13 protein-coding genes are annotated in these 20991 nt (G+C 70.2%); 5 read left to right on the top strand and 8 right to left on the bottom strand.

Features of this window, described 5'->3' with window-relative positions; translation table 11 throughout:
* Positions 1 to 246 precede the first annotated feature (246 nt).
* The 3 genes from F7R91_RS33230 (at position 247) to F7R91_RS33220 (ending at position 4882) form a co-directional block, all read left to right on the top strand.
* Positions 247 to 450 (top strand): cold-shock protein, encoded by a 204-nt coding sequence (locus F7R91_RS33230; RefSeq protein WP_030069301.1) that lies wholly within the window; start codon positions 247 to 249, stop codon positions 448 to 450.
* An 86-nt stretch (positions 451 to 536) separates the two neighbouring features.
* Positions 537 to 2126: a DEAD/DEAH box helicase gene (locus F7R91_RS33225; RefSeq protein WP_150955577.1), complete on the top strand. Its 1590-nt coding sequence runs from the start codon at positions 537 to 539 to the stop codon at positions 2124 to 2126.
* A gap of 662 nt (positions 2127 to 2788) precedes the next feature.
* On the top strand, positions 2789 to 4882 hold the full coding sequence (locus F7R91_RS33220; protein WP_150955575.1) for a SpoIIE family protein phosphatase: 2094 nt from the start codon (positions 2789 to 2791) through the stop codon (positions 4880 to 4882).
* A gap of 125 nt (positions 4883 to 5007) precedes the next feature.
* Here F7R91_RS33220 and F7R91_RS33215 read toward each other — a convergent pair whose 3' ends face one another.
* Both F7R91_RS33215 and F7R91_RS33210 read right to left on the bottom strand, forming a co-directional pair.
* On the bottom strand, positions 5008 to 6216 hold the full coding sequence (locus F7R91_RS33215; RefSeq protein ID WP_150955571.1) for an alginate lyase family protein: 1209 nt from the start codon (positions 6214 to 6216) through the stop codon (positions 5008 to 5010).
* A gap of 166 nt (positions 6217 to 6382) precedes the next feature.
* Positions 6383 to 9283 (bottom strand): AfsR/SARP family transcriptional regulator, encoded by a 2901-nt coding sequence (locus F7R91_RS33210; protein WP_191971737.1) that lies wholly within the window; start codon positions 9281 to 9283, stop codon positions 6383 to 6385.
* 486 nt (positions 9284 to 9769) lie between these two features.
* Here F7R91_RS33210 and F7R91_RS33205 point away from each other — a divergent pair, with 486 nt between their 5' ends.
* Positions 9770 to 13198, top strand: coding sequence for a S8 family peptidase (locus tag F7R91_RS33205; protein ID WP_150955564.1), 3429 nt, complete (start codon positions 9770 to 9772; stop codon positions 13196 to 13198).
* A 93-nt stretch (positions 13199 to 13291) separates the two neighbouring features.
* Here F7R91_RS33205 and F7R91_RS33200 read toward each other — a convergent pair whose 3' ends face one another.
* Positions 13292 to 15571, bottom strand: a complete 2280-nt coding sequence (locus F7R91_RS33200) for a glycoside hydrolase family 18 chitinase (RefSeq protein WP_225320915.1) — start codon at positions 15569 to 15571, stop codon at positions 13292 to 13294.
* A gap of 263 nt (positions 15572 to 15834) precedes the next feature.
* On the opposite strand from F7R91_RS33200, the gene F7R91_RS33195 reads away from it, so the two are divergent.
* On the top strand, positions 15835 to 16713 hold the full coding sequence (locus tag F7R91_RS33195) for an AfsR/SARP family transcriptional regulator (protein WP_150955558.1): 879 nt from the start codon (positions 15835 to 15837) through the stop codon (positions 16711 to 16713).
* Positions 16714 to 16812: 99 nt separating this feature from the next.
* Here the strand turns inward: F7R91_RS33195 and F7R91_RS33190 are convergent, their stop codons facing one another.
* From F7R91_RS33190 to F7R91_RS33170, 5 genes are read right to left on the bottom strand one after another with little or no spacing between them, the layout of a single operon-like run.
* Positions 16813 to 18219: a cytochrome P450 gene (locus F7R91_RS33190; protein ID WP_150955555.1), complete on the bottom strand. Its 1407-nt coding sequence runs from the start codon at positions 18217 to 18219 to the stop codon at positions 16813 to 16815.
* The gene (locus F7R91_RS33185) at positions 18219 to 18815 is read right to left on the bottom strand and encodes a GTP-binding protein (RefSeq protein ID WP_150955552.1); all 597 of its coding nucleotides are present in this window, start codon (positions 18813 to 18815) and stop codon (positions 18219 to 18221) included. Before F7R91_RS33185 ends, F7R91_RS33190 begins: the two co-directional genes overlap by 1 nt.
* Entirely contained in the window at positions 18793 to 19155 is a 363-nt protein-coding gene (locus F7R91_RS33180; RefSeq protein WP_150955549.1) for a DUF742 domain-containing protein, read from the bottom strand. The genes F7R91_RS33185 and F7R91_RS33180 overlap by 23 nt, the downstream gene beginning before the upstream one ends.
* Positions 19152 to 19586, bottom strand: a complete 435-nt coding sequence (locus tag F7R91_RS33175) for a roadblock/LC7 domain-containing protein (protein ID WP_150955546.1) — start codon at positions 19584 to 19586, stop codon at positions 19152 to 19154. Before F7R91_RS33175 ends, F7R91_RS33180 begins: the two co-directional genes overlap by 4 nt.
* Positions 19583 to 20980 (bottom strand): ATP-binding protein, encoded by a 1398-nt coding sequence (locus F7R91_RS33170; RefSeq protein ID WP_150955543.1) that lies wholly within the window; start codon positions 20978 to 20980, stop codon positions 19583 to 19585. Before F7R91_RS33170 ends, F7R91_RS33175 begins: the two co-directional genes overlap by 4 nt.
* Positions 20981 to 20991 lie beyond the last annotated feature (11 nt).

Below are 20991 nucleotides of genomic sequence, written 5' to 3'. Positions count from 1 at the left end.
ATGGCCATGTCTCTCGGACTTCAGGCGGTTTCGACGAAGGTCGTCACGGTCATCGAAAACGCTCTGAGAAACCCCGACGTGCGCGTCGTCGAACCACGTCGGGCCGCCAGCTGTGCTAAGGTCTCAGTGTTGCAGTTGTGGTACCCATGAACCTATGTGCGCCTGACGGGAATGCTTCTCCTTCAGGCGCATTATTTGTTTTCCGGCACCTCCGGATGGGGCCTCTGCCTACAGAAGGAGAAGGCCATGGCACAGGGAACCGTGAAGTGGTTCAACGCCGAAAAGGGTTTCGGCTTCATCGAGCAGGACGGCGGCGGTCCCGACGTCTTCGCCCACTACTCGAACATTGCGACCCAGGGCTTCCGTGAGCTCCAGGAGGGCCAGCGGGTCTCCTTCGACGTCACACAGGGCCAGAAGGGCCCGCAGGCGGAGAACATCGTCCCCGCCTGATCGCGCACGCGTATCCGCTCCCCGGGGTCCGCACCGTCACGGTGCGGACCCCGGTTTGCGCTGTTTCCAGGAAGGCATTCAACTGCATGTCACGCAGGCCCCAGAAGTCGAACCGGCGCGCCTCGTCATCCCCACCGTCCGCGTCGTCACTGAGGGAGTTCCGGCTACCGGAAAGCACTACACCCGCGCTTCCCGCGGTCGAGGACTTCGCCGGCCTGGACATGCCCGCGGCGCTGTTGAAGACGCTCACAACGCAGGGCGTGACCACCCCCTTCCCTATCCAGGCCGCGACCCTGCCCAACGCGCTCGCCGGCCGTGACCTGCTGGGACGGGGACGCACCGGCTCCGGGAAGACCCTCGCGTTTGGGCTGGCGCTCCTGGCCCGCACGGCCGGACGTCGTGCGCAGCCCAAGGCACCCCTCGCCCTCGTGCTGGTGCCCACCCGTGAACTCGCCCAGCAGGTGGCTGCCGCGCTGACCCCCTACGCGACGGCGGTGAACCTCCGGCTGGCCACCGTGGTCGGCGGGCTGTCCATCACCAGGCAGGCCGGTGCGCTCCGGCGCGGCGCGGAGGTACTCGTGGCGAGTCCCGGCAGGCTGAACGACCTGGTGGAACGCGGAGACTGCGTGCTCGACAATGTACGCATCACGGTGCTGGACGAAGCCGACCAAATGGCCGACATGGGCTTCCTGCCGCAAATCACCAGACTGATCCAGCAAGTACGGCCCGACGGACAGCGCATGCTCTTCTCGGCCACCTTGGACCGCAACGTCGACGTCCTGGTGCAGCGGTTCCTGAATGACCCCGTGGTGCACTCCGTGGACCCGTCCGCGGGAGCGGTGACCACCATGGAGCACCACGTGCTCCACGTCCAGGACGAGACCGAGAAGAAGGCAGTCACCACGCGCATCGCGGCCCGTGACGGCCGGGTCATCCTGTTCCTCGATACCAAGAGGTCCGCTGACCGGCTCGCCAAGCGGCTCCTGGCCGTCGGTGTCCGCGCGGCGGCACTGCACGGGGGCCGCTCCCAGCCGCAGCGGAATCGCACTCTGGAACAGTTCAAGAACGGTCAGGTCAACGCCCTGGTGGCGACGAACGTCGCGGCCCGGGGCATACACATCGACGACCTCGACCTCGTCGTGAATGTCGATCCCCCCACCGACCACAAGGACTACCTCCACCGGGGTGGCCGCACGGCCCGCGCCGGCGGCTCCGGCAGCGTGGTCACGTTGGTGCTGCCTGCACAGAAACGGGACGTCACCCGGCTCATGTCGGACGCGGGCATCCGCCCTCGGACGGCCCGCGTCACGTCGAGCGACGCGGCACTGGCCACCATCACTGGTGCCCGCGAGCCTTCCGGCGTGGCCGTAACCATTGAAGTCACCCAGTCGGCGTCACCGACGGCGTTCCCCCCGGACCGGAAGACCGTCAAGTCCGGCGGGCGTTCCCGCCGCAGCCGAAACGGCGGGGCGAGAGCCGCGACAGGTACTGCCACCAGGAGGGGGAGGCGAGGCTCCGATCGCCGGGACGCGGCCGGGGCCTCAGCGTCTGGTGATACCTCCGCCACCGGCGGGCGCGGCTCTGCCGACCGGGCGGGATCCAGCAGGGCGACGGGCGGGGCCCTCGGATCGGGCGGACGCAGTTCCGACCGCAGAGGCGGCCGATGTACTCCTTGAGGCAGCTCTCCGCGCACGACACGACCGGCCGGCTTCGGGACGTCGGCAAGCAGGCCGCTGACCGCGCGGCCCATCCGTACGGTGACCGCCGTGCCGCGTTCCGCCGTGGGCTTGAGAACGACACCCTCACACCGGTGAGCCGGGTGCTGATCGAGACATGCGCCAGGACAAGTGAGCGTCGGGCTCCCGTTGCACGATCTCGGCCTTGTCTCGATCCAAAACTGACGAGCACCGTTGACAGCTGGGTCTCCGATCGGTGAGGTCGCGGCCCGGCATCCCCCGTGGGGGTGCCAGCCGGATCGGTATCAGGTGGGCCACGGCCGAGGCATTCGCGCGGATGGGCTGCACCTGGCGACGTAGGTCGGACGAGCAGGCACTGGAGCGGCTCGGCCGGGAGCCCCAGAGCCTTCCGCAAAGATCTGGCCTTCAACGCCAGGGGTACGTCCACTGTGCCTGCGCCGCCCTCCGGGTGATACCGGAACGGGGCCACGGCCCTCTGCTCGACGTCTCCTCGATCCTCGGCCTGGTCCGTCAGCCGTACAACCACGCCTACGGCATGTCGAAGCACTCCGTCGGCCCTAGGCACCAGCCCGCGCCAGGAGCGACGGCCGGAGACTAAAATCTGTCACAGCCTTCTCGGCCCCGACCACGATCGGCAGACGATGAGCACCGAGGTCACAGGATGGGAGGCGCCTTTGCTCCGGGCGATGGTGGAGACCGACGCCTACGCAGGCATGATCTACCTTCTGCCGCCCGGGGAGCAGGTGCTGCACCTGGCCGTACTGGCGGGCGTGCCGAAGGATGTCCTGGGGCCCTGGTACCACGTCGGGCTGGCCACGCCGTCACCCAGCCCTGAGGCGGTGCAGCGACGGGATCTCGTCTGGATCAGCGGGCAGGCCGAGATGGCGCGCCGCTACCCTCGGGTCGCGCTCGACTATCCGTACTCCTTCGCCATGGCGGTCGCCCCGGTTGTCGCGCACGGGACCTGCTACGGCACGGTGTCCCTGGGATGGACGGCTTCCCATCCCGAAGAACTGTCGGCCGCCGAACGCGGCAGCCTGATCACCGCGGCGGAAGACCTGGCCACGACGCTGGAACGGGCGGCCGCCGAGGGCAGGCCCGTACGGCACGAGGGGGAGCCGCGCGTCGTGAGCGTGCCCGGCGCCGGCGCCGACGGGGCGGCCTCCCTGACCGGGCTGATCGGACGTCTGCCCGAGGGGCTCTGCGCCCTGGACCCGCAGGGCCGTATCACCTTCGTCAGCTCCACTGCGGCCGCGTTGCTGGGCGAGCCCGCCGAGAGGCTTCAGGGCGCTCTCTTGTGGACCGCCCTGCCGTGGTTGCGCCGGCCGTTCTATGAGGACAGTTACTGGGCCGCTTTGCTCGTCCGGCAGCCCACGTCCTTCGAGGCGCTGTGCCCTCCCGACCGATGGCTCAGCTTCCAGCTCTATCCCGATGTGACCGGCACCAGCATGCGCATCACCCCGGCCGCTGCCGACCCGGCGCGCACGGATCCCCTGGCGGCTGCCCATGCCGTTCCTCGCGTCACCGCCCTGTACCACCTGATGCACCTGGCCGGTGTGCTGACGGAGGCCGTCGGCGTCGACGACGTGGTCGATCTGGTGGCCGGACAGATCATGCCCGCGTTCGACGGCCGGGCCGTGGCGCTGCTGACGGTGGAGGCAGGCAGGCTGCGAGCCGCCGGTCACCGCGGCGGTCCTGCAGAGGTGGTCGACTTGTTCCACGGCATGTCCCTGACCTCGGCTTCCCCGGCGGCACAGGTCCTGGCCACAGGTGCGCCCGCCTTCTTCCCCACCAGTGACGAGCTCCGTCAGGCCTTCCCCGAAGCCGCCCCCTGGGCCGACAGCATGGGGGCTTGTGCGTTCCTGCCCCTGACGGCCTCCGGGCGGCCTGTCGGCACATGCATCCTGGCCTTCGCCGAGCCGCATCCGTTCACCAGCGACGAACGGGCCGTCCTCACGTCCTTGGGCGGTCTGCTGGCACAGGCTCTCGACCGAGCCAACCTCTATGACAGCAAGCACCAGCTGGCGCGCGGGCTGCAGTCCGGGCTCCTGCCGCGGAAGCTGCCCGTCGTGCCCGGCCTGGAGGCGGCAGCACGCTACATCCCCGCCACCCAGGGCATGGACGTCGGCGGCGACTTCTACGACCTCATCCGCCTCGACGAGACCACCGTCGGCGCCGTCATCGGCGACGTGCAGGGCCACAATGTCACCGCCGCGGCGCTGATGGGCCAGGTGCGGACCGCGATCCGGGCGTACGCCACCGCTGGAGCGGCCCCGGCCGAAGTCCTTGCCCGCACCAATCGTCTGCTCACCGACCTGGACGCAGGGCTCTTCGCCAGTTGCTTCTACATCAGCCTCGATCTGGGCCGCCGCCGGGCCGGGTTCTCCACCGCCGGGCACCCACCAGCGCTGCTCCGCGGCCCCGACGGACAGGTACGGACGCTGGAAACGGCGGACGGACTGCTACTCGGTATCGACCGCGAGGCGGAGTACCGCACGGTCACCGAGCCGATGCCGGACGGCTGCATCCTGGCCCTGTACACCGACGGGCTGGTCGAGTACCTCGACGCCGATCTGGAGGACGCCATCACCGACCTGGCTGGTCGGCTCTCCTGCGGCGGGAATCAGCGGCTGGAGTCGCTGGCCGACGATGTAGTCCGGCACGCCAAACGGCCGCAGCACCGCGGCGACGACATCGCCTTGCTCCTGCTGCGCCCTCATGCGGCGGAGCGCTGAGAACAGCAGAAGACGAATCCAGCCCCTGGCAGGTGCCCTTTCTGCCGCTCGCTCACCCGAGGTAACCACCTCCCCACCAGCAGCACCGGCTTCAGGCCCGGCGACGGCGGGCCAGCGGACGGCCTCTATGGCTTCTCGACGTGGGTGAGTGTCTCCCAGGCGAGGAAGTAGTCGGCCCCTGCGGGCCGCCGGTTCGTCGCCAGCCGTTTGGTGTGGGGCATGGCGACGCCCAGGCGGTTGCCGTAGTGGTTCAGTACGACTTCCTGGGTCGGGCCGAGGCCTTTCTTCACCGCGCCGCCGCACAGCCAGGACGGCGGTTGCGTGCCGAGATCGAGGTCGGCGTGGAACTCCATCGCCTTGATCAACCGGGTCCTGCCTTCCCGGTAGAGGTCAACGCCCTGCAGACGGGCGGTCTCTGCCGTGTGGGCCGCCGCGGCAAGTCCCCAGCCCGTGTGCCCGAAGTCCCGGCAGGTTTCCTGTGTAAGGCCGTCCCGGAGAGTGCTCTGGCCGTGCCAGTACTTGATGAGCTCCTCCCGAGTGTCCTTGGTGCTTCCGGGCGGGGACTTGGGAAGCTCCCCGTCGGACCTGAGGTAGATGTAGGCGGGCAGGCGACCCCGCCAGGTCCTTACCGCCCGGTCGAAGGAGGCACGGTCGTCCAGGAAGACTGCGATACCGATGGCAGCATCGGTCATGATCAGCTCCCAGTTCCCGTTCTGGTTCGGTGCTCCCTTGATGACCGTGGGGAGATAGACCTCCCGCAGCACCTTCTCGACGCGGCTCACCCTCGCTGAGGACCAGCCCGCGCCCGTGTGCCGGACGATCTCGGCCGCGCGGGAGAACGAGGCTCCGGCCCAGCCGGTCTGCAGTGGTGCGTTGCTGTTGGTGTGGCGCTTGATCGTGCCCGACCAGGCATCCAGGATTTCGATGGCCTTCCTCGCGTGACGCTGCTCGCCAGTCACCGTCCACAGCAGTGCGTGGGTGTAGGCGGCCAGCGCGTCGTCGCGTTCGTCGGAGCAGCCGTGATTGGGAGTGGACCTGGGTCCGCACTCCACCGTCTCGCGCGGCCTCGGCTTCCAGGAAAGGGACGCGTATCGGCTGGCGTTCATGGTGTCGAAGGCCGTCTTCCACGGCTGCGCTCCCGCCTGGACCTGCCGCCTGGCAAAGTCCAGACCGTCGCGGTCGACCAGGACCCCGGGGTGTTGAAAGGCCGAGGGCGCAGAAGGCGCGGTGCCGGCTGCCCCCGAAGGCTGCACAGCGATCGCGGTGACGCCCGACGCCAGGAAGGCGGAGGACAGGGCGGTGGCAAGGATGAGTCGCGTCCGGGTAAAAGGCATGCCCGGAATTCAAACTGCTCCGATATGACACCGTCAATTAGAGGAGAATTATGGGAGGCTTAAGAATTCCTCGGGCGGAGCCAGGAGTTCACCCACATCACTTGGAGATGCCGCATTACTGACCCGGAAGAATGTCCACCTTGGAAAGACCAAGGAAGAAGCCGGATCACCGCTTGAGCAGGGCGGCAGTCTCCTTCACGGCTGCCGCCTCCGCGCGGCACGCCGCCGCCCGGCCCGCATCCCCTGCTGCCTCCAGGGCGTCGGCCAGTACCGTGAACGCTGCGGCGGCGCCTTGTGGATCGCCGAGGTCCAGCCTGATCCGCAGACCCTGTTCGGCGCATTCGATCGCCTTCCGGTTCCTGCCCGCCGCCCGGTGGGCGGTGGCGGCGTCGAGGAGGGCGAACGCCTCACGGTAGAGGTTGCCCTGAGCCCGGGCCAGCGCGCGACTGTGCTGCTGGCACTCGACGGCCTCGGTGTGGCGGCCCTGGCCGTTGCGGACGAGGCCGAGGATGTTGAGTGTGGCGGAGGCCAACGCCGTGGTTCCGTCCGCCTCGTGGATGGCGAGGCTCTGCGCGCACAGATCCTCGGCCCGGTCCAGGGCGCCGCGGCGAAAGTCCAGCAGCGCGAGGTTGTCGAGGGCGATGGTGGTGTCCAGCCGCTGCCGGGCGGCGCGGTGGACGTCCAGGGCGCTCTCCAGGCAGTGGGCGGCAGCGGTGAACTCGCCCAGGTCCGAGTGGACCAGACCGAGGTTGTTCAGCGCGCGGGCCCGGCGCTGATGATCGCCGCAGGACGTGAAGAGCTGTGCCGACGACAGCAGTTCGGCCTTCGCCCGGTCCAGCTGACGGCGCGCCGCCGCCACGGTTCCCAGCTCCAGTCTGCCGATCGCTTCGGCGAGCGGGTCGGGTTCGGCGCGGGCCAGCCGTACCGTTGCATCGGCCAGCTGCTCCCAGTCCGGCCAGTGGCCGCAACGCATCAGGAAGGCACGCAGCACGGTGGTGAGTTCGGCCAGCTGGGCGGGCGCGACCGCGCCGGTCGCAGCTCCCTGCAGGGCGGCGCCGAGTATCGTGCCGCGCTCCGCCTTCAGCCAGGTCAGCGCCTCGTCCGCGGTCCGGAAGCGGTGCTCGCTGTACGACGTCTGCGGCCCTTGGTAGTCGATGCCCGTGCTGTGGCCGGGGCGCAGGAGTCGGTCGGCGGCGTGTACTCCGGCGATCTGGGAATGGACGAGGCGGTTCAGCATGGCGGTCACCGCATCGCGGCGGGCGGCGCTGTGGCCCAGAGAGCGGCCGAAGACCCGGAGCAGGTCGTGGTAACGGTAGCGGTAGCGGGCTCCGGGGGCGGGCAGGAAGGCTTCCAGGAGGTGGGCGTCCGTCAGGGTTTCGAGGTGGCCCTCGGCCTGGTCCTCGGGCAGGTCCAGCGTGGCGGCGGCGTCGGCGACGCCGAGGTCGGGCACCGCCGGCTCGCTCAACAGGCGGAACGCCGTGGCGGACTCGGCGTTCGGGAGGCTGTCGTAGCTCACCCGGAAACTGCTCGTGACGGCCAGATCCCCCGCCGCCAGCTCCCCCAGGCGCCGCTCCTCGTCCAGCAGCCGACGGGCCAGGACGGCGAAGGCGCCCGGCGGCCGGTCCGCCACCCGGGCGGCCACCACCCGCAGCGCGAGCGGGAGTCCGGCACACACCTGGAGCACCGTGTCGACCGCGGCCGGCTCGCTGTCCACTCGCTCGGGCCCCACCGCGCGGCGCAGCATCGCCCGCGCCTCGTGCTCGTCGAGGGCGCTCAGCCGCATGACGGTGCGGGTGTCGAGGTCGGTGACCTTGGAGCGGCTGGTGACCAGCACCAGACAGCCCTCCGAGGCGGGCAGCAGCGGGCGTACCTGGGCGCCGCGCCGGGCGTCGTCCAGGACCAGGAGCAGACGGCGCCCGGAGGTGACCGTACGGAAAAGGGCCGTGCGGCGGTCCAGGCCCGCGGGGATACGGTGGTGCGGAACGCCGAGGTCTTCGAGCAGCCTGCCGAGGACGTCCTCCGGGCGTGCGGGCCGCGGTCGGGTTCCGTCGAGCCGTACATACAGCCGGCCGTCCGGGTGGTGGTCGGCGAGCCGGTGGGCGGCGTGCACGGCGAGGGCGCTCTTGCCCACGCCGGCGGGGCCGGTGATCAGAGCGATGCGGGGGACGGCCTCGGCGCTCGCCGCACGGGCGACCAGTCGGCGCAGCGTGGCGAGCTCGCTGCGCCGGCCTACGAAGTCCGGCACACTGGGCGGCAGTTGGGAGGCCGTGGCCTGGACGGCCACGGGCTCACCGCGCGTCACGGGCAGCTCCGGGTCGCCGTCGAGGATGCGGCGCTGCAGGTCGCGCAGCTCGCGGCCGGGTTCGATGCCGGCCTCGGTGACGAGCGTGCGCCAGGTGTCCTGGAAGACGCCGAGGGCCTCCGCCCGCCGGCCGGTGCGGTGCAGGGCGAGCATGAGCAGTGCCCGTACCCGCTCCCGTGCGGGATGGGCGGCGGCCAGCGCGGACAGATCGGGGACCGCCTCGGTGTGGCGGCCCTGGTCGAGCAGGACACTGAGCCGCTCCTCCTGCCCGGCCAGCCGCAGTTCCTCCAGCCGGCCGCGCTCTCGCGCCGCATGCGGCCCAGGGACACCCTCCAGAGCGGGCCCACGCCACAGGGCCAGTCCGCGCTCCAGCTCCGTCGCGCATCCGGCGAGGTCACCGCTCGCCCGTAGCCGCACGGCGTCGTGCACGGCCCGCTCGAAGGCGCGTACGTCGAATCGGCCGGGGTCGGCGGGCAGTGCGTACGAGTCCCCGCGCGAGAGCAGCACGGTGGCGCCGGCCCGATAACCACGCCCGGGTTCAAGGACCTTGCGGAGCCGGGCCACGTATGTGGCCACCACTTGCGAGGCGGTGGCCGGTGCCGAGCCACCCCACACGCCGCGGACGATCTCGCGGCGGGCGAGGAACGCGCCGTCGGCGCAGAGCAGCATGGCGAGCACCGCACGCTGCTTCGCCGGCCCCGCGTCGAGCTCCACAGCGCCCTCGAACACGCTGACAGGTCCCAGTAACCGATAGCTCAGCACCACGTCCCGGCCCATCCTTCACGCGTGCCGCATGCGGACGAGCCGCAGCATAGGTCCTGGTGTGACGGAGGGGGCACGAAGTGTACGGAGATGGCTCAGGCCACAGTCGCATCGGCACTGGTTCCCCGGCACTCGCCCACCTGAACCGGCAACAGCGCCGTAGCAGTTGTGTGGCATGGTCCCACATGCGTCGGCGTGAAAGGCCGCTGTTCGGGTCACCGTGCGCGCAGGGGAGCCGCGCGTACAGCCACTGAGCTGGACGGCGATGGACGCCGAATGGAGGCAGAGGCACGGTGAACCGGGCGTGGTTCAGTCCGGGGTGAGGCCGTACTCCCCGGTTGGTGGGGGCGTACCGGGAAAAGGGGGCGATTGGTTCAGGCACCGAGACCCGGGCGGCGTTGACGCGTGCGCGACAGGCGGGGTTCGGTGCTGATCGTCGGGGCTCCGCCTTTTCGGAGCCACCCCCCACCATCCTCGAGGAGCACCATCATGCGCTTCAGAGCGAGTCCTTGGCGCCGCCGCAGGCTCATCGCCCTGTTGGCCGCGCTGGTCGCGGGAGGGCTGACCGTCCCCGCCGGGGCGGACACGCCCTCCGTTCCGTCGGCTGCCAACCCGGCCGAGCAGCCGAAGGCAAGCCTTCGCACCATCACCTTGCTCACGGGCGACAAGGTCGTCGTCGCCACCCGGCCCGGCTCACCCCCGCAGGCCATGTTCCGTGCCGCCGAAGGGCGTGAGCACGTCGGTGTATTCCGGTCGTACACCAAGGACGGCCGCGGCCGTCTGCGGCTCAATGTCGTCCCCGCGGACGCCGCGGACCTGCTGGCGTCCGGCCGCCTCGACCCGCGCCTGTTCGATGTCACAGGCCAGGCGGACACCCTCCCCTCCGGCACCGTCCGCCCGGCCCGGGTGATCGCCGCCTACCGCGGCGCCCCTCCCGCCTCCTTACGCGGCACCGACGGCATACGCACCGTGCGCGCGCTCCCCGCCGTGGACGGCGCCGCGCTACGGGCCGCACCCGACGAGCCCAGTGCCCTGTGGTCCGCGCTCACCACCGGCGGCGCGGTCAAACGGCTGCGGCCCGGCGTGGAGCGCGTCTGGCTCGACGGGCGCGTGCGCGTCAAGGACGAGCGCAGCAACGGGCAGATCGGCGCCTCCGCCGCCTGGGAGTCCGGCTACACCGGCAAGGGCGTGGACATCGCGGTCCTGGACACGGGCCTCGACGCCACGCACCCCGACTTCGCCGGCCGGATCAAGGAAAGCCGGGACTTCTCCGACAGCGGCGGCACCAAGGACACGGTCGGCCACGGCACCCATGTGGCGTCGATCGCCCTGGGCAGCGGCGCGGGCGGACCCGGCGCGGCGTACCGGGGTGTCGCCCCTGACGCCTCGCTGCTGGTCGGCAAGGTCTGCGGCGACGAGTACTGCGACGACTCGGCGATCATCGCCGGGATGGAGTGGGCGGCGCAGCGCGGCGCCGACATCGTCAATCTGAGCCTCGGCACCGAGGATGCTTCCGACGGCCAGGACCCGCTCTCCCTCGCGTTGAACGACCTCACCGACCGCTACGGCACGCTGTTCGTGGCCGCCGCGGGCAACAGCTACTGCTGGGAGCCGACGATCAGCGGTCCCGCCGCCGCGGACGAGGCTCTGGCGGTGGGCGCCGTGGACGCCCACGACGTGATGAGCGTCTACTCGAGCTGCGGCCCGCGACCCGGCGACCACGCCGTCAAGCCCGACCTGGCGGCCCCCGGCGACGACATCGCCGCCGCCCGCGCGGCGGGCACGAGCATCGGCGAGCCCGTCGACGAGCTCTACACCCGTCTGTCCGGCACGTCGATGGCCACCCCGCATGTCGCGGGGGCAGCGGCGCTGCTCGCCCAGCGGCACCCCGACTGGAGCGGGCGCCAGCTGAAGGCGGCCCTGGTCTCCTCCACCGATCCGGCCGCCGCGCAGCCGGTGTTCGGCACCGGCTCGGGCCGCCTGGACGCGGCGCGCGCGACCTGGCAGCAGGTGTACGCCGAGACGGGCGCGCTCTCCTTCGGCCGCCTCGCGTACCCGCAGCAGAACCTCCCCGACGTCCGCCGCACCGTGCGCTACCGCAACACCGGCGCCACGGACGTCACCCTGACCCTGGCCTCCTCCCTCAGCAAGGAGGGTGACAACGGCCCCGCACCGGACGGCAGCCTCACCCTCTCCGCCGACCGGATCACCGTCCCCGCGCACGGCACGGCGGAGGTGACGGCGACACTGAAGGCGTCGGGGTTCCACAACCGGGAATGGGGCCAGTTCGGCGGCCGCGTCACCGCGACGGGAGAAGGCCTCCGCGTGGTCACCGCGGTGGGCGTCGTCGTGGAGCCCGAGTCGTACGACGTGAAGATCAAGGCGATCGACCGTGACGGCAAACCCACGAACGACGACCTCGTGCAGTACGTGTCCGCAGTCCAGCACAACGCCATCGCATACACGAACCCGTACATCCAGCTGCGCGACGGCGAAGCCACCGTCCGCCTGCCCAAGGGCCACTACGCATTCACCGGCGCCCTCTCGACCCCCGACCCGGAACTCCCCGCCAGGGAGGCGCCGCTGACCCTGGAGGCCCAATTCCGCACTCCCGTCGACCACGACGGGATCACGGTGACGCTGGACGCCCGCCGGGGCAAGAAGGTCGTCGACAGGGTGGGCCGGCCCGACGCCCGCCGCTACTACACCGAACTGGACCTCAGCATCCTGTCCGACAACGATGAGTCCCTGTTCGGCCTCGCCCTCGGCGCCGTCACCCGCGCCCCGATGTACGCCGTCCCGCGGGCGGCCGATCCGGAACGGGTGGCCATGGGCCACACGGCCGTGATGCTGCCGGCGAAGGGGGCGGCGTACACCTACTACCTCGCGCACGCACCGCGCGGCGGCGGCATCCCGCAGAACCTCGACTATCCCGTCCGCGACGCCGAACTCGGCAAGGTCCGCGCGGACTACCGGGCCCAGGGCAAGCCCGCCACGGGCGCCCGCTCGGCCGGCGCCCTGTACATGCCGCTCCAGGCGCTGATCTTCGGCATCCTGCACGACGTTCCCCTGCCCGGCAGCCGCACCGAGTTCTACTCCCCCGGCACCGAGGATTCCGGGGCCCGCTGGTCGGAGCACCTCTTCCAGCGCGCCGCCGACACCCCGTTGATGGGCAGCGACGGCGCCATCTCGGGCATCGGGATCTACGCGCCAGGCTCCTCGACGCCCCGCGTCTGGAACCAGGGCGTGCTGCGTCCCGACCTCGACACCCACCGCTATGCCAACGGCGTCTACCGCACCGGGGACACCCTGGCCGCCATTGTCGGCGCGTTCGCACCGACGGAGCCGGGGCACGGCGCGGCAGCGGTGTTCCAACTGCCGTACGTCAAGGCGGACATGACGCTGACGCGGGACGGCAAGGTCCTGGGTGAGGCGCCACTGCCGGGCATCGGGTGGTTCGCTATGCCGGAGGACCCGGGCACGTACGAACTCACCCTCGACGCACAGCGGTCACCGGACTGGGCGACCACGGCCACACGGCTCACCACCGAGTGGACGTTCCGCTCCGAACGGCCGCTGGGCCTGGACTGGCAGCCGCTGCTGCAGGCCGGTGTCACCTCCGACTTCGACAAGCTGGGCCGGGGCCGGTCCTTCGACTGGCAGATCCTCGACGTCACGGTTGCGGCGCAGGCCGGGGCGCCCGAGGCGAAGCTCAAGGACCTGTCCGTGGAGGTCAGCTTCGACGACGGAGCCACCTGGACGCACGCGTGGATCCAGGAACGCAAGGTGAACAAGGCCAAGGTCGCGGTCTTCAACCCCTCCGACCGGTCGGCGTTCGCCTCACTGCGGGTCTCGGCGAGCGACACGCAGGGCAACAAGCTGCGCCAGACGGTGATCCGGGCGTACGGCCTCGCATAGCCGTGCATACACGGGGGCGGGGCCCACGGACGATGGTGTCCGTGGGCCCCGCTTCCTCCTTGGGGGTATCCGTTCCGGAGATGCGCCGGCGCGTCAGCGCAGCCCTGTGTCCAGGGCCGTCATCAGCGTGCCGCTGTCTCCGGACATCTCCCAGATCATGCCGCCGAGCAGGCGTTTGCTCTTGATCCAGGCCGCCTTCCTGCCGATGGTCCAGGCGTCGTCGAAGCTCCACCACTGGCCGCCGTTGCCGGTGTAGCCGTAGGCGGAGACCGACTGTTCGTCGTGGTAGACGGTCAGGCCCGGCACCGAGGACATGAGGTTGTCGTACCCCCGCGTCCCCGCCTCCTCCTGGAACTGACCGGGCGCGGCGCCGCCCGCCTTCTGCCACTCGCCGCGCACGCCTCCGTCCTCGACCTGCTGCCAGCCGCGGCCGTAGAAGGCGAGACCGAGCGTCATCTTGCGCGGATCCACGCCCGCGTCCAGATAGGTCTGGACGGCGCGCTGCACGCTGAACTCGGTGGTGTACGGGTCCTGGTCGTCGCGGTAGAGGTTGATGTGGTGCCCGGTGCGGTTCGGCTCCCAGGAGTTGTCGCTGCCCGCTCCGTGGAAGTCGTAGCCCTGGACGTTGGCGAAGTCCATGTAGTCGAAGACGCTGGGCGTTCCGTCCCGGGTGGTGATGTCCCAGCCCGCCTCGATCTTCGCCGGGTCGGCGGGAGTGAAGGCGGTCAGCAGGTACTTCTTGCCGGTGGTGCCGCCCAGTGCGTCGAGCTGGCGGCGGAACTCCGCGAACAGCAGGGTGTTGTTGTTCTTGTCGGCCGTCGAGTAGTGGTTGCCCGCGTGTCCCTCGGCGCCGGGCCACTCCCAGTCGAGGTCGATGCCGTCGAAGACGCCGGCCGCCACGCCCGCGCCGCCGCGGCCGTTGACGAGCGGCATATTGCCCTTGATGTACATGTCGATGCAGGACGACACGAACTTCTTGCGGGAGGCGTCGGTCAGGGCCGCGTCGTGGAAGTACTTGGAGTACGTCCAGCCGCCGATGGAGATCAGCGTCTTCAGATGCGGGTACTTGGCCTTGAGCTTCTTCAGCTGGTTGAAGTTGCCGGCCAGCGGCTGGTCCCAGGTGTCGCCCACCCCGTCGACGGACTCGGCGGCGCCCACGGAGCGCTCGTAGTCGGCCCAGGAGTCACCGGCCCCGTCGCCCTGGTTGGGGTCCTGCGGGTTGGGCGTGGTGGCCTTGGTGACGCCGTTCATGCAGGTGAGATCGGTGGGATGAATGTTGCTGAACGCGTAGTTGAGGTGGGTGAGCTTCGCGGCGGCACCCAGGGTGTCCAGCTTCTTCACCGGGTACTGGCGGCCGTAGATGCCCCACTGGGTGAAGTAGCCGACCTTGGCGTATGTCGAGGGGGTGCTGCCGCCTGCGGTGCGCACGGTGAGTGCGCCGCTGGGCGGTCCGACCTGGTCGGCGGTGTCGCGGGCGCGCACGGTGAAGGTGTAGTCGGTGTCCGCGGTCAGGCCGGTGACGGTGGCCGTGGTGCCGGTGACGGTTGCTGCGACCACGGAGCCGCGGTAGACGTCGTAGTTCTTGACGCCCCGGTCGTCCGTCGCCGCCGTCCAGCTCAGCTTGATGCTGGTCTCGCCGATGTCGTCGGCACGCGGCGTGCCGGGGGCGGACGGGGGCCGGTCGGTGCCGCCGCCGTCGGCGGTGCGGAGCCGGGTGGCCGGGCTGGGCGGACCGATCTGGCCGGCGGTGTCACGGGCGCGGACGGTGTAGGTGTACTCGGTGTCGGGGGTCAGCCCGGTGTCGGTGTACGTGGTGCCGCTCACCGTTGCGACGACGGCCCCGTCACGCAGCACGTCGTAGTTCTGGACGCCCTTGTCGTCCGTGGCCGCGGCCCAGGTCAGGGCGATGGACGTGGTGGTCACGCCCGACGACTGCGGTGCTCCGGGGGCGCTGGGCGGGGTGTCGGCGGCGGAGCCGTCGCAGGGGCCGCCGTCGAGCTTGCAGTTGGCCGGGGAGCCGGTGCCGGAGGCCACGAAGCCGAAGGTGACGGAGGCGCCCGGGGCGACGGTTCCGTTGTACTCGCGGTTCTTGGCGGTGTAGTGGCTGCCCGAACTCGAGATCAGGGCGTCCCAGTAGGCACCGACGGTGGTGCCCGCGGGAAGGTCCCATTCCACCGTCCACGCGGTGAGGGTCGTGGAGCCGTTGTTCTTGATCGTGAACTGGCCTGTGTAGCCGGTCTCCCAGACGGAGGTCTTGGTGAACGTGGCCGAGGGCGGGGCCGCGTGGGCCGGGCCGGCGACTGCGACCAGGACGCCGAGCGGGAGGAGCAGGGCGGTCAGCAAAGCGGTGAGTGTTCGTCTCGCACGTTTCATGGCGCCTCTTTTCATGGGGGTTACCGGTCGTTGGCGAGCGGTGACAGAGGTGCATGTGCCTGCGGGCGCAGGCAGTCGTGGCACACGGAACGGAGGGCCTGCCGGGTCGGCCGGCGAATGGCCTAGACCAAGAGGTCCCACATGTGGAGCGGTTGGACCAGAGGTACCGGCGGTGAATCCATTCGGCTTCCATCCGGCGCAGTGCGCACGGTTCGCATGCACGGCATGATTGGTCCAGACCAATACCTGGAGAGGAGTCGTCCATGCGCATGCCCGACAGCCCCGTCCAGTACGAACTTCTCGGCCTGGTCCGAGTCTCACGCCCCGGACAGCAGCTCATTCCGGGCCCGCCCATGCAGACCGCGTTGCTCGCCGCACTGCTGCTGCGCACCGGCACCTGGGTCGAACGCGCCGACCTCATCCGGTCCTTGTGGGGGGACGCACCACCGTCCGGGGCCCACGGCCTCGTGGCGACGTACGCCGCACGCCTGCGGAAAATCCTCGAACCGGACCGCCCCCGCCGTACCGCCCCCCGGCTGCTCCTCAGCCGAGGGGCGGCCTATGGCCTGCAGGCCGCACCGGACGACGCCGATCTGTGGCGGTTCCACCGAGCGTTGACCCAAGCCCGCCGCACCCGCGACACGCACCCGGCCGCGGCCCGCTCCGCCTACCGATGCGCCCTCGCCGAGTGGCACGGCCACGTCCCGCTGCTGGCAGTACCCGGCCCACTGGCTCTTGTTGAGCGCCACCGCCTGACCGGCATGCGACTGTCCGCACAGCTGGAACTGGCTGAGCTCGACGTACAGTTGGGCGCACCAGGGGAGGCGGCGGAAGCCCTGGAGGCACTCGGCGCCGAGAACCCCCACCACGAGAGGCTGTACGGCCTGTGGATGCTCGCCCTGTACCGCGAGGGCCGCACGGCCGAGGCCCTCGCGGTGTACCAGCGGATCCGCCGCTCCCTGGTCCGCGATCTGGGAGTGGACCCGGGCCCGATCCTCACCACACTCCAGTCGCGCATCCTCCATGCGGCCCCCGCCCCGGGCAGCTCACGGGCCGTGCCCGGCCACGGGTGGCAACGGAGCACCGCGGAAATCTCCGGCCCACAACTGCCCACCTCCACAGCGGATCACCGGCGCAAGTGATCACTACCGTCAGCCGGACAGGCGATCAAGCACGCAGCAGTGGTCTCGCACCTGATTGCTCCTGTCTGCTCACACAGCACCCTCGGTCATGGTCACGGCTCAAGGTTCGTACGTCCGCCTTGCCAGGGACTTCCACCAGCGCCGCCGGGGCATCCCTCCGGATCCGGGTACCCGCACTGTGGGCGTCGACGCCGGAGGGGTCGATGACGGCAGGACCGGGTTCGCCGTCCCTTCGCGTCCTGCAGACAGCCGGTCGCGGGGCGCGATCGGGGGGAATCGCACGGGCAGGGCGGCCAGGGCCCGGTGGAAGGGCCCCTGCCGCCACTGCAAGTCCTCAACCGGAAGCTCCAGTTCGATGCCGGGGAGCCGGTCGAGAAGCTTCTCCAAGGCGGCTGCGGCGATCAACCGGGCGGGGCCCTTCGCGGGACAGGTGTGCGGGCCCGCACTCCACGCAAGGTGCGCGCGGTTGCCACGTCGGCGGTCACCGGCGATACCGGTACCGGTGTTCGCGGCGGCCAGGCTGATCAGAAGGGGGGTGCCCTCGCGCAGCAGGTTTCCCTCGACCTCCACATCGTGGAGCGGATAGTGAATGGCGTAGTTCGCCAGCGGAGGGTCGGTCCACAGCACCTCGTCGATGGCGTCGTCGACGGGCATGCTTCCGCCTGCGAGGTCACCTGCGAACCGGTCGTCGGCCAGCAGCAGCCGCAGCCCGTTGCAGATCAGGTTCTGCTGCGGTTCGGTGCCGGCACCCATGAGGAGCACCAGTTGGTGCATCATCTCCTCGTCGGTGAGCCGAGCCGGATGCGCCATCAGCCAGGACGACAGGTCCGGTCCTGGCTCTCTGCGCTTGAGGGCGACCAAGTCGGCGACCCCCTCGGTCAGGACCGCGTTCGCCTTCTCGGAGTCGCCGTCGGCGTCGAAGATCCCGGACATGCCGTCGACCAGCTTGTCTCCGATGTCCGGAGGGCAGCCGAAGAGCTGGTTGAAGACCAGCAGGGGCAGGACCGCACCGTACTCGGAGAGCAGGTCCGCCCGTCCCTTGGGCCCGATGCGGTCGATGAGTGTGTCGGCGCTGTGCTCCACGTACCCCCTGAGCGCATTGGGGTCGACGCGGCCGAGGCTGTCGGTGATGGCACCGCGCAGCCTGCTGTGCTCCGGTCCGTCGGTCCACAGGGCGTTCGGCCGGTACATCATCATGGGCACGACCGGACTGTCCGCCGGCACCGTCCCGTCGGCAAGGGCCCGCCAGCGCCGCGGGTCCTTGGAGTAGCGCTCCGGACTGCGCAGCACCTCCAGCGCCGTCTCATAGTCGGTCACCAGCCATGCGTGCACGCCGGGCGCTATCTCCACAGGCGCAACGGAGCCGTGGGCGCGCAGCCGGTCGTACGACGCCATGGGGTCGGCGGCGAACTCCGCGCCGTACAAACGCTCCACCCGACGCGCACCCGCGTGCGCCGGGCAGCCGGGAGGTGGTACGGCCTCTGGTGTGAGCCGGGGTGTGGTCATCATCGCTCCCCAGGGGTGCGGGTCTGCAGGTATTCGACGAGGGAGATCAAAGCTCCCGCTGAGGATGTGGCTTCCCGCGCGTCGCATGTGACCAGCGGGGTTTCCGGAAGCAGGTCGAGGGCCTCGCGGATGTCAGCCTCCGGGAAGACCGGCGCGCCCTCGAAATGGTTGACGGCGACGGCGTACGGCACGCCGTGCTCTTCCAGCAGCCCCATGATGTCGAAGGAATGGTCGAGCCTTCGGGTGTCCGCCAGTACCAGGGCACCGAGTGCTCCGTGCAACATGTCCTCCCACAACCGGGTGAAACGTTTCTGTCCAGGAGCGCCGAAGAGATAGAGCACCAGGGACTCACTGAGTGTCAGGCGGCCGAAGTCCATCGCCACGGTCGTCGTCGTCTTGTCGGGGGCCCCCGCAAGGTCGTCGACGAGTTCGCCGGCCCGCGTCATCGTTTCTTCGGTGCGCAGCGGGCGAATCTCGGAGAGGGTTCCGACGAACGTGGTCTTGCCGACCGCGAAGTGGCCGACGACGAGGATCTTGACCGTGGTCGTGACCGTGTCGGATACGTAGACCGGGTCAGAAACGGGAGCGGAGCCCATGGAGCACCTCCTGCAGGAGCTGGGCGTCGGGACGTTGTGCCTTGGGGACGGGAGGCCGGGCGGTGAGATGGCCGCTGTCTATGAGGTCGCAGAGCAGAACCTTGGTGACGCTCACCGCCAGAGACAGGTGGGCGGCCACTTCGGCGACGGACAGGGCGCCTCCTCCGCACAGTTCCATGACCCGCCGCTTCTCAGGATTCAGCCCGCTCAGAGGACGGTTGCGCACCGCCATGACCAGCGTGACCAGGTCCACCGTGTTGCGCGTCGGATGAGCGCGGCCTTCTGTGACGACGTACGGCCGTACGAGCCCTCTGTCCCGCCCCGGTCGCGGCGGGGTCATTCCGTACCGGTGCCGTCTGGCGTGCCGGCCGCCGAGGTGAGCCGCGGCGGAGAGGTCAGTTCCTTACCGAGCCGGTCCACCAGTTTGTGCATGCCGTAGCTGACGGTCTCCATGTCGACGTCCTGACCCGCGGAGACCGCCAGATACGCGCCCGAGCCGGCTGCCACCAGGAAGACGTACCCGTCGACGAACTCGATCAGGGTCTGCTGCCACGGCGAGGTCTCCTCTGCACAGAACTCGGCCGTACTCCGGCTGATGGACTGCAGCCCGCACAACGCCGCGGCCTGCCGCTCGGCCTCGTCGCGGTCGATGTCCTTGGAGTGGGCGCGGAGCATGCCGTCCGCTGACAGCAGGATCGCGTGGCGGGCTTCGGGGACCTTCAGGACCTCATCGAGCATCCATCCGAGTTCGTTGGTCACATGGCCGGTCATTGGTCGGCATTCCTTTCGTTGTCGACGGATGCATCACGGCCGGAGCGGGTGCCGCGGGCGAATGCGCCCATGCGGGAGGCGGTCTCGGCGGCAGGGCGGACGAGCGGGGGTCCGGAGCGGGCCGGGTCCGCGGGGTCACCGGGCTCCTGATGCAGCGGTGTACGTCTGCGGCGCCTGGGCAGGACTTGCGCAGTGGACGGCTCCGCGGCCCCCGCTTCGGGGAAGGGTGACGGCTCCTCGGACGGCCCGGGGCGGGCGGCTGCCTCGGCGGCAGTACTCGTGCGGGCTGCCGGGCCCCCAGCGCCTTCGGTCCTGGGTTCGACGAAGGAGAGGGACGACGAGGCGGGCGGGACCTCCGCACCCTGCAGGGGGATCGGCGGCCCCATGAAACGCACCCGGTTGAGGAGTGCGTTGGGGAGGAAGAGCACCGCCCGGACGCCGCCGTACGGTGACTGGGTGTCGACGGAGACGCTGAAGCCGTACCGGGCGGCAAGGACACCGATCACGGCGAAGCCGAACTGTGGCGGGTCGCCGAGCCGGTGGATGTCGATGTTCTCTCGTCCGGACAGACGCCGCGCGGCTTCGTCGATCTCGCGTGCGTCCAAGCCGATGCCGGCGTCGTCGACGACGATGCTGACGCCGTTGTGGGCCGGCTGGATGCTCACTTCGACCGTGGTGTTGGGCTGGGAGTGCCGCGTTGCGTTGTCCAGCAGCTCCGCAACCGCGAGGACGACCGGCTCGACCGCCCGGCTCACCACGTCCATGTCCACCCGGGAGTGAACCTTGATGCGCCGGTAGTCCCGGATCCTCGACGTCGCGCCGCGTACCACGTCGAGCAGCGGCGAGGCGGCCCGCTGCCGTCCGGGCCAGGAGCCGCAGAGCACAGCGACGGCCTGTGCCCTCCGGCCGAACTGCGCATTGGCGTGGTCCACTTCCAAGAGGTCCTGGAGAACATCGGGGTTGTCGTGCCGGCCTTGCATCTCCGAGATCGACAGCTGCTGCTCACTGGCCAGGGCCTGCAGGGCGCGCATCGCCGCCTTCAGAGTTGCCTTCGCGGACTTGTCGGCCCGCAACCGCGCGTCCTCACCGACGCTGGAGAGCTGGTCGACGACCCTCTGCAGGCTCTTTCCGTACGTCGTTGCCAACAGATCCGCATCGAGTGGTCCGGGTACGGACGGGGTACCGGCATCGCGGGATGCCTCCAGCAGTGCGGGGAGCCGCGTTTCGGCGAGGTGTCGCATCTCCTCCTCGCGGGCAAGCAGGTCGGCTTCGCCGAGCCTCAGTCGACGGCGTAGGGCGGCGGTGATCCGGTACTGGCGTATCAGCAGCAATAGTGCGACGCATGTGACGATGGCGAGGCACCAGAACACCGCCCCCGGTATGTGTTGTGTCATCAAGTCCTCAT

The organism is Streptomyces luteolifulvus (genome assembly GCF_008806595.1).
Classification (GTDB): domain Bacteria; phylum Actinomycetota; class Actinomycetes; order Streptomycetales; family Streptomycetaceae; genus Streptomyces; species Streptomyces luteolifulvus.
This window is presented reverse-complemented; position numbering and strand designations above follow the sequence as displayed.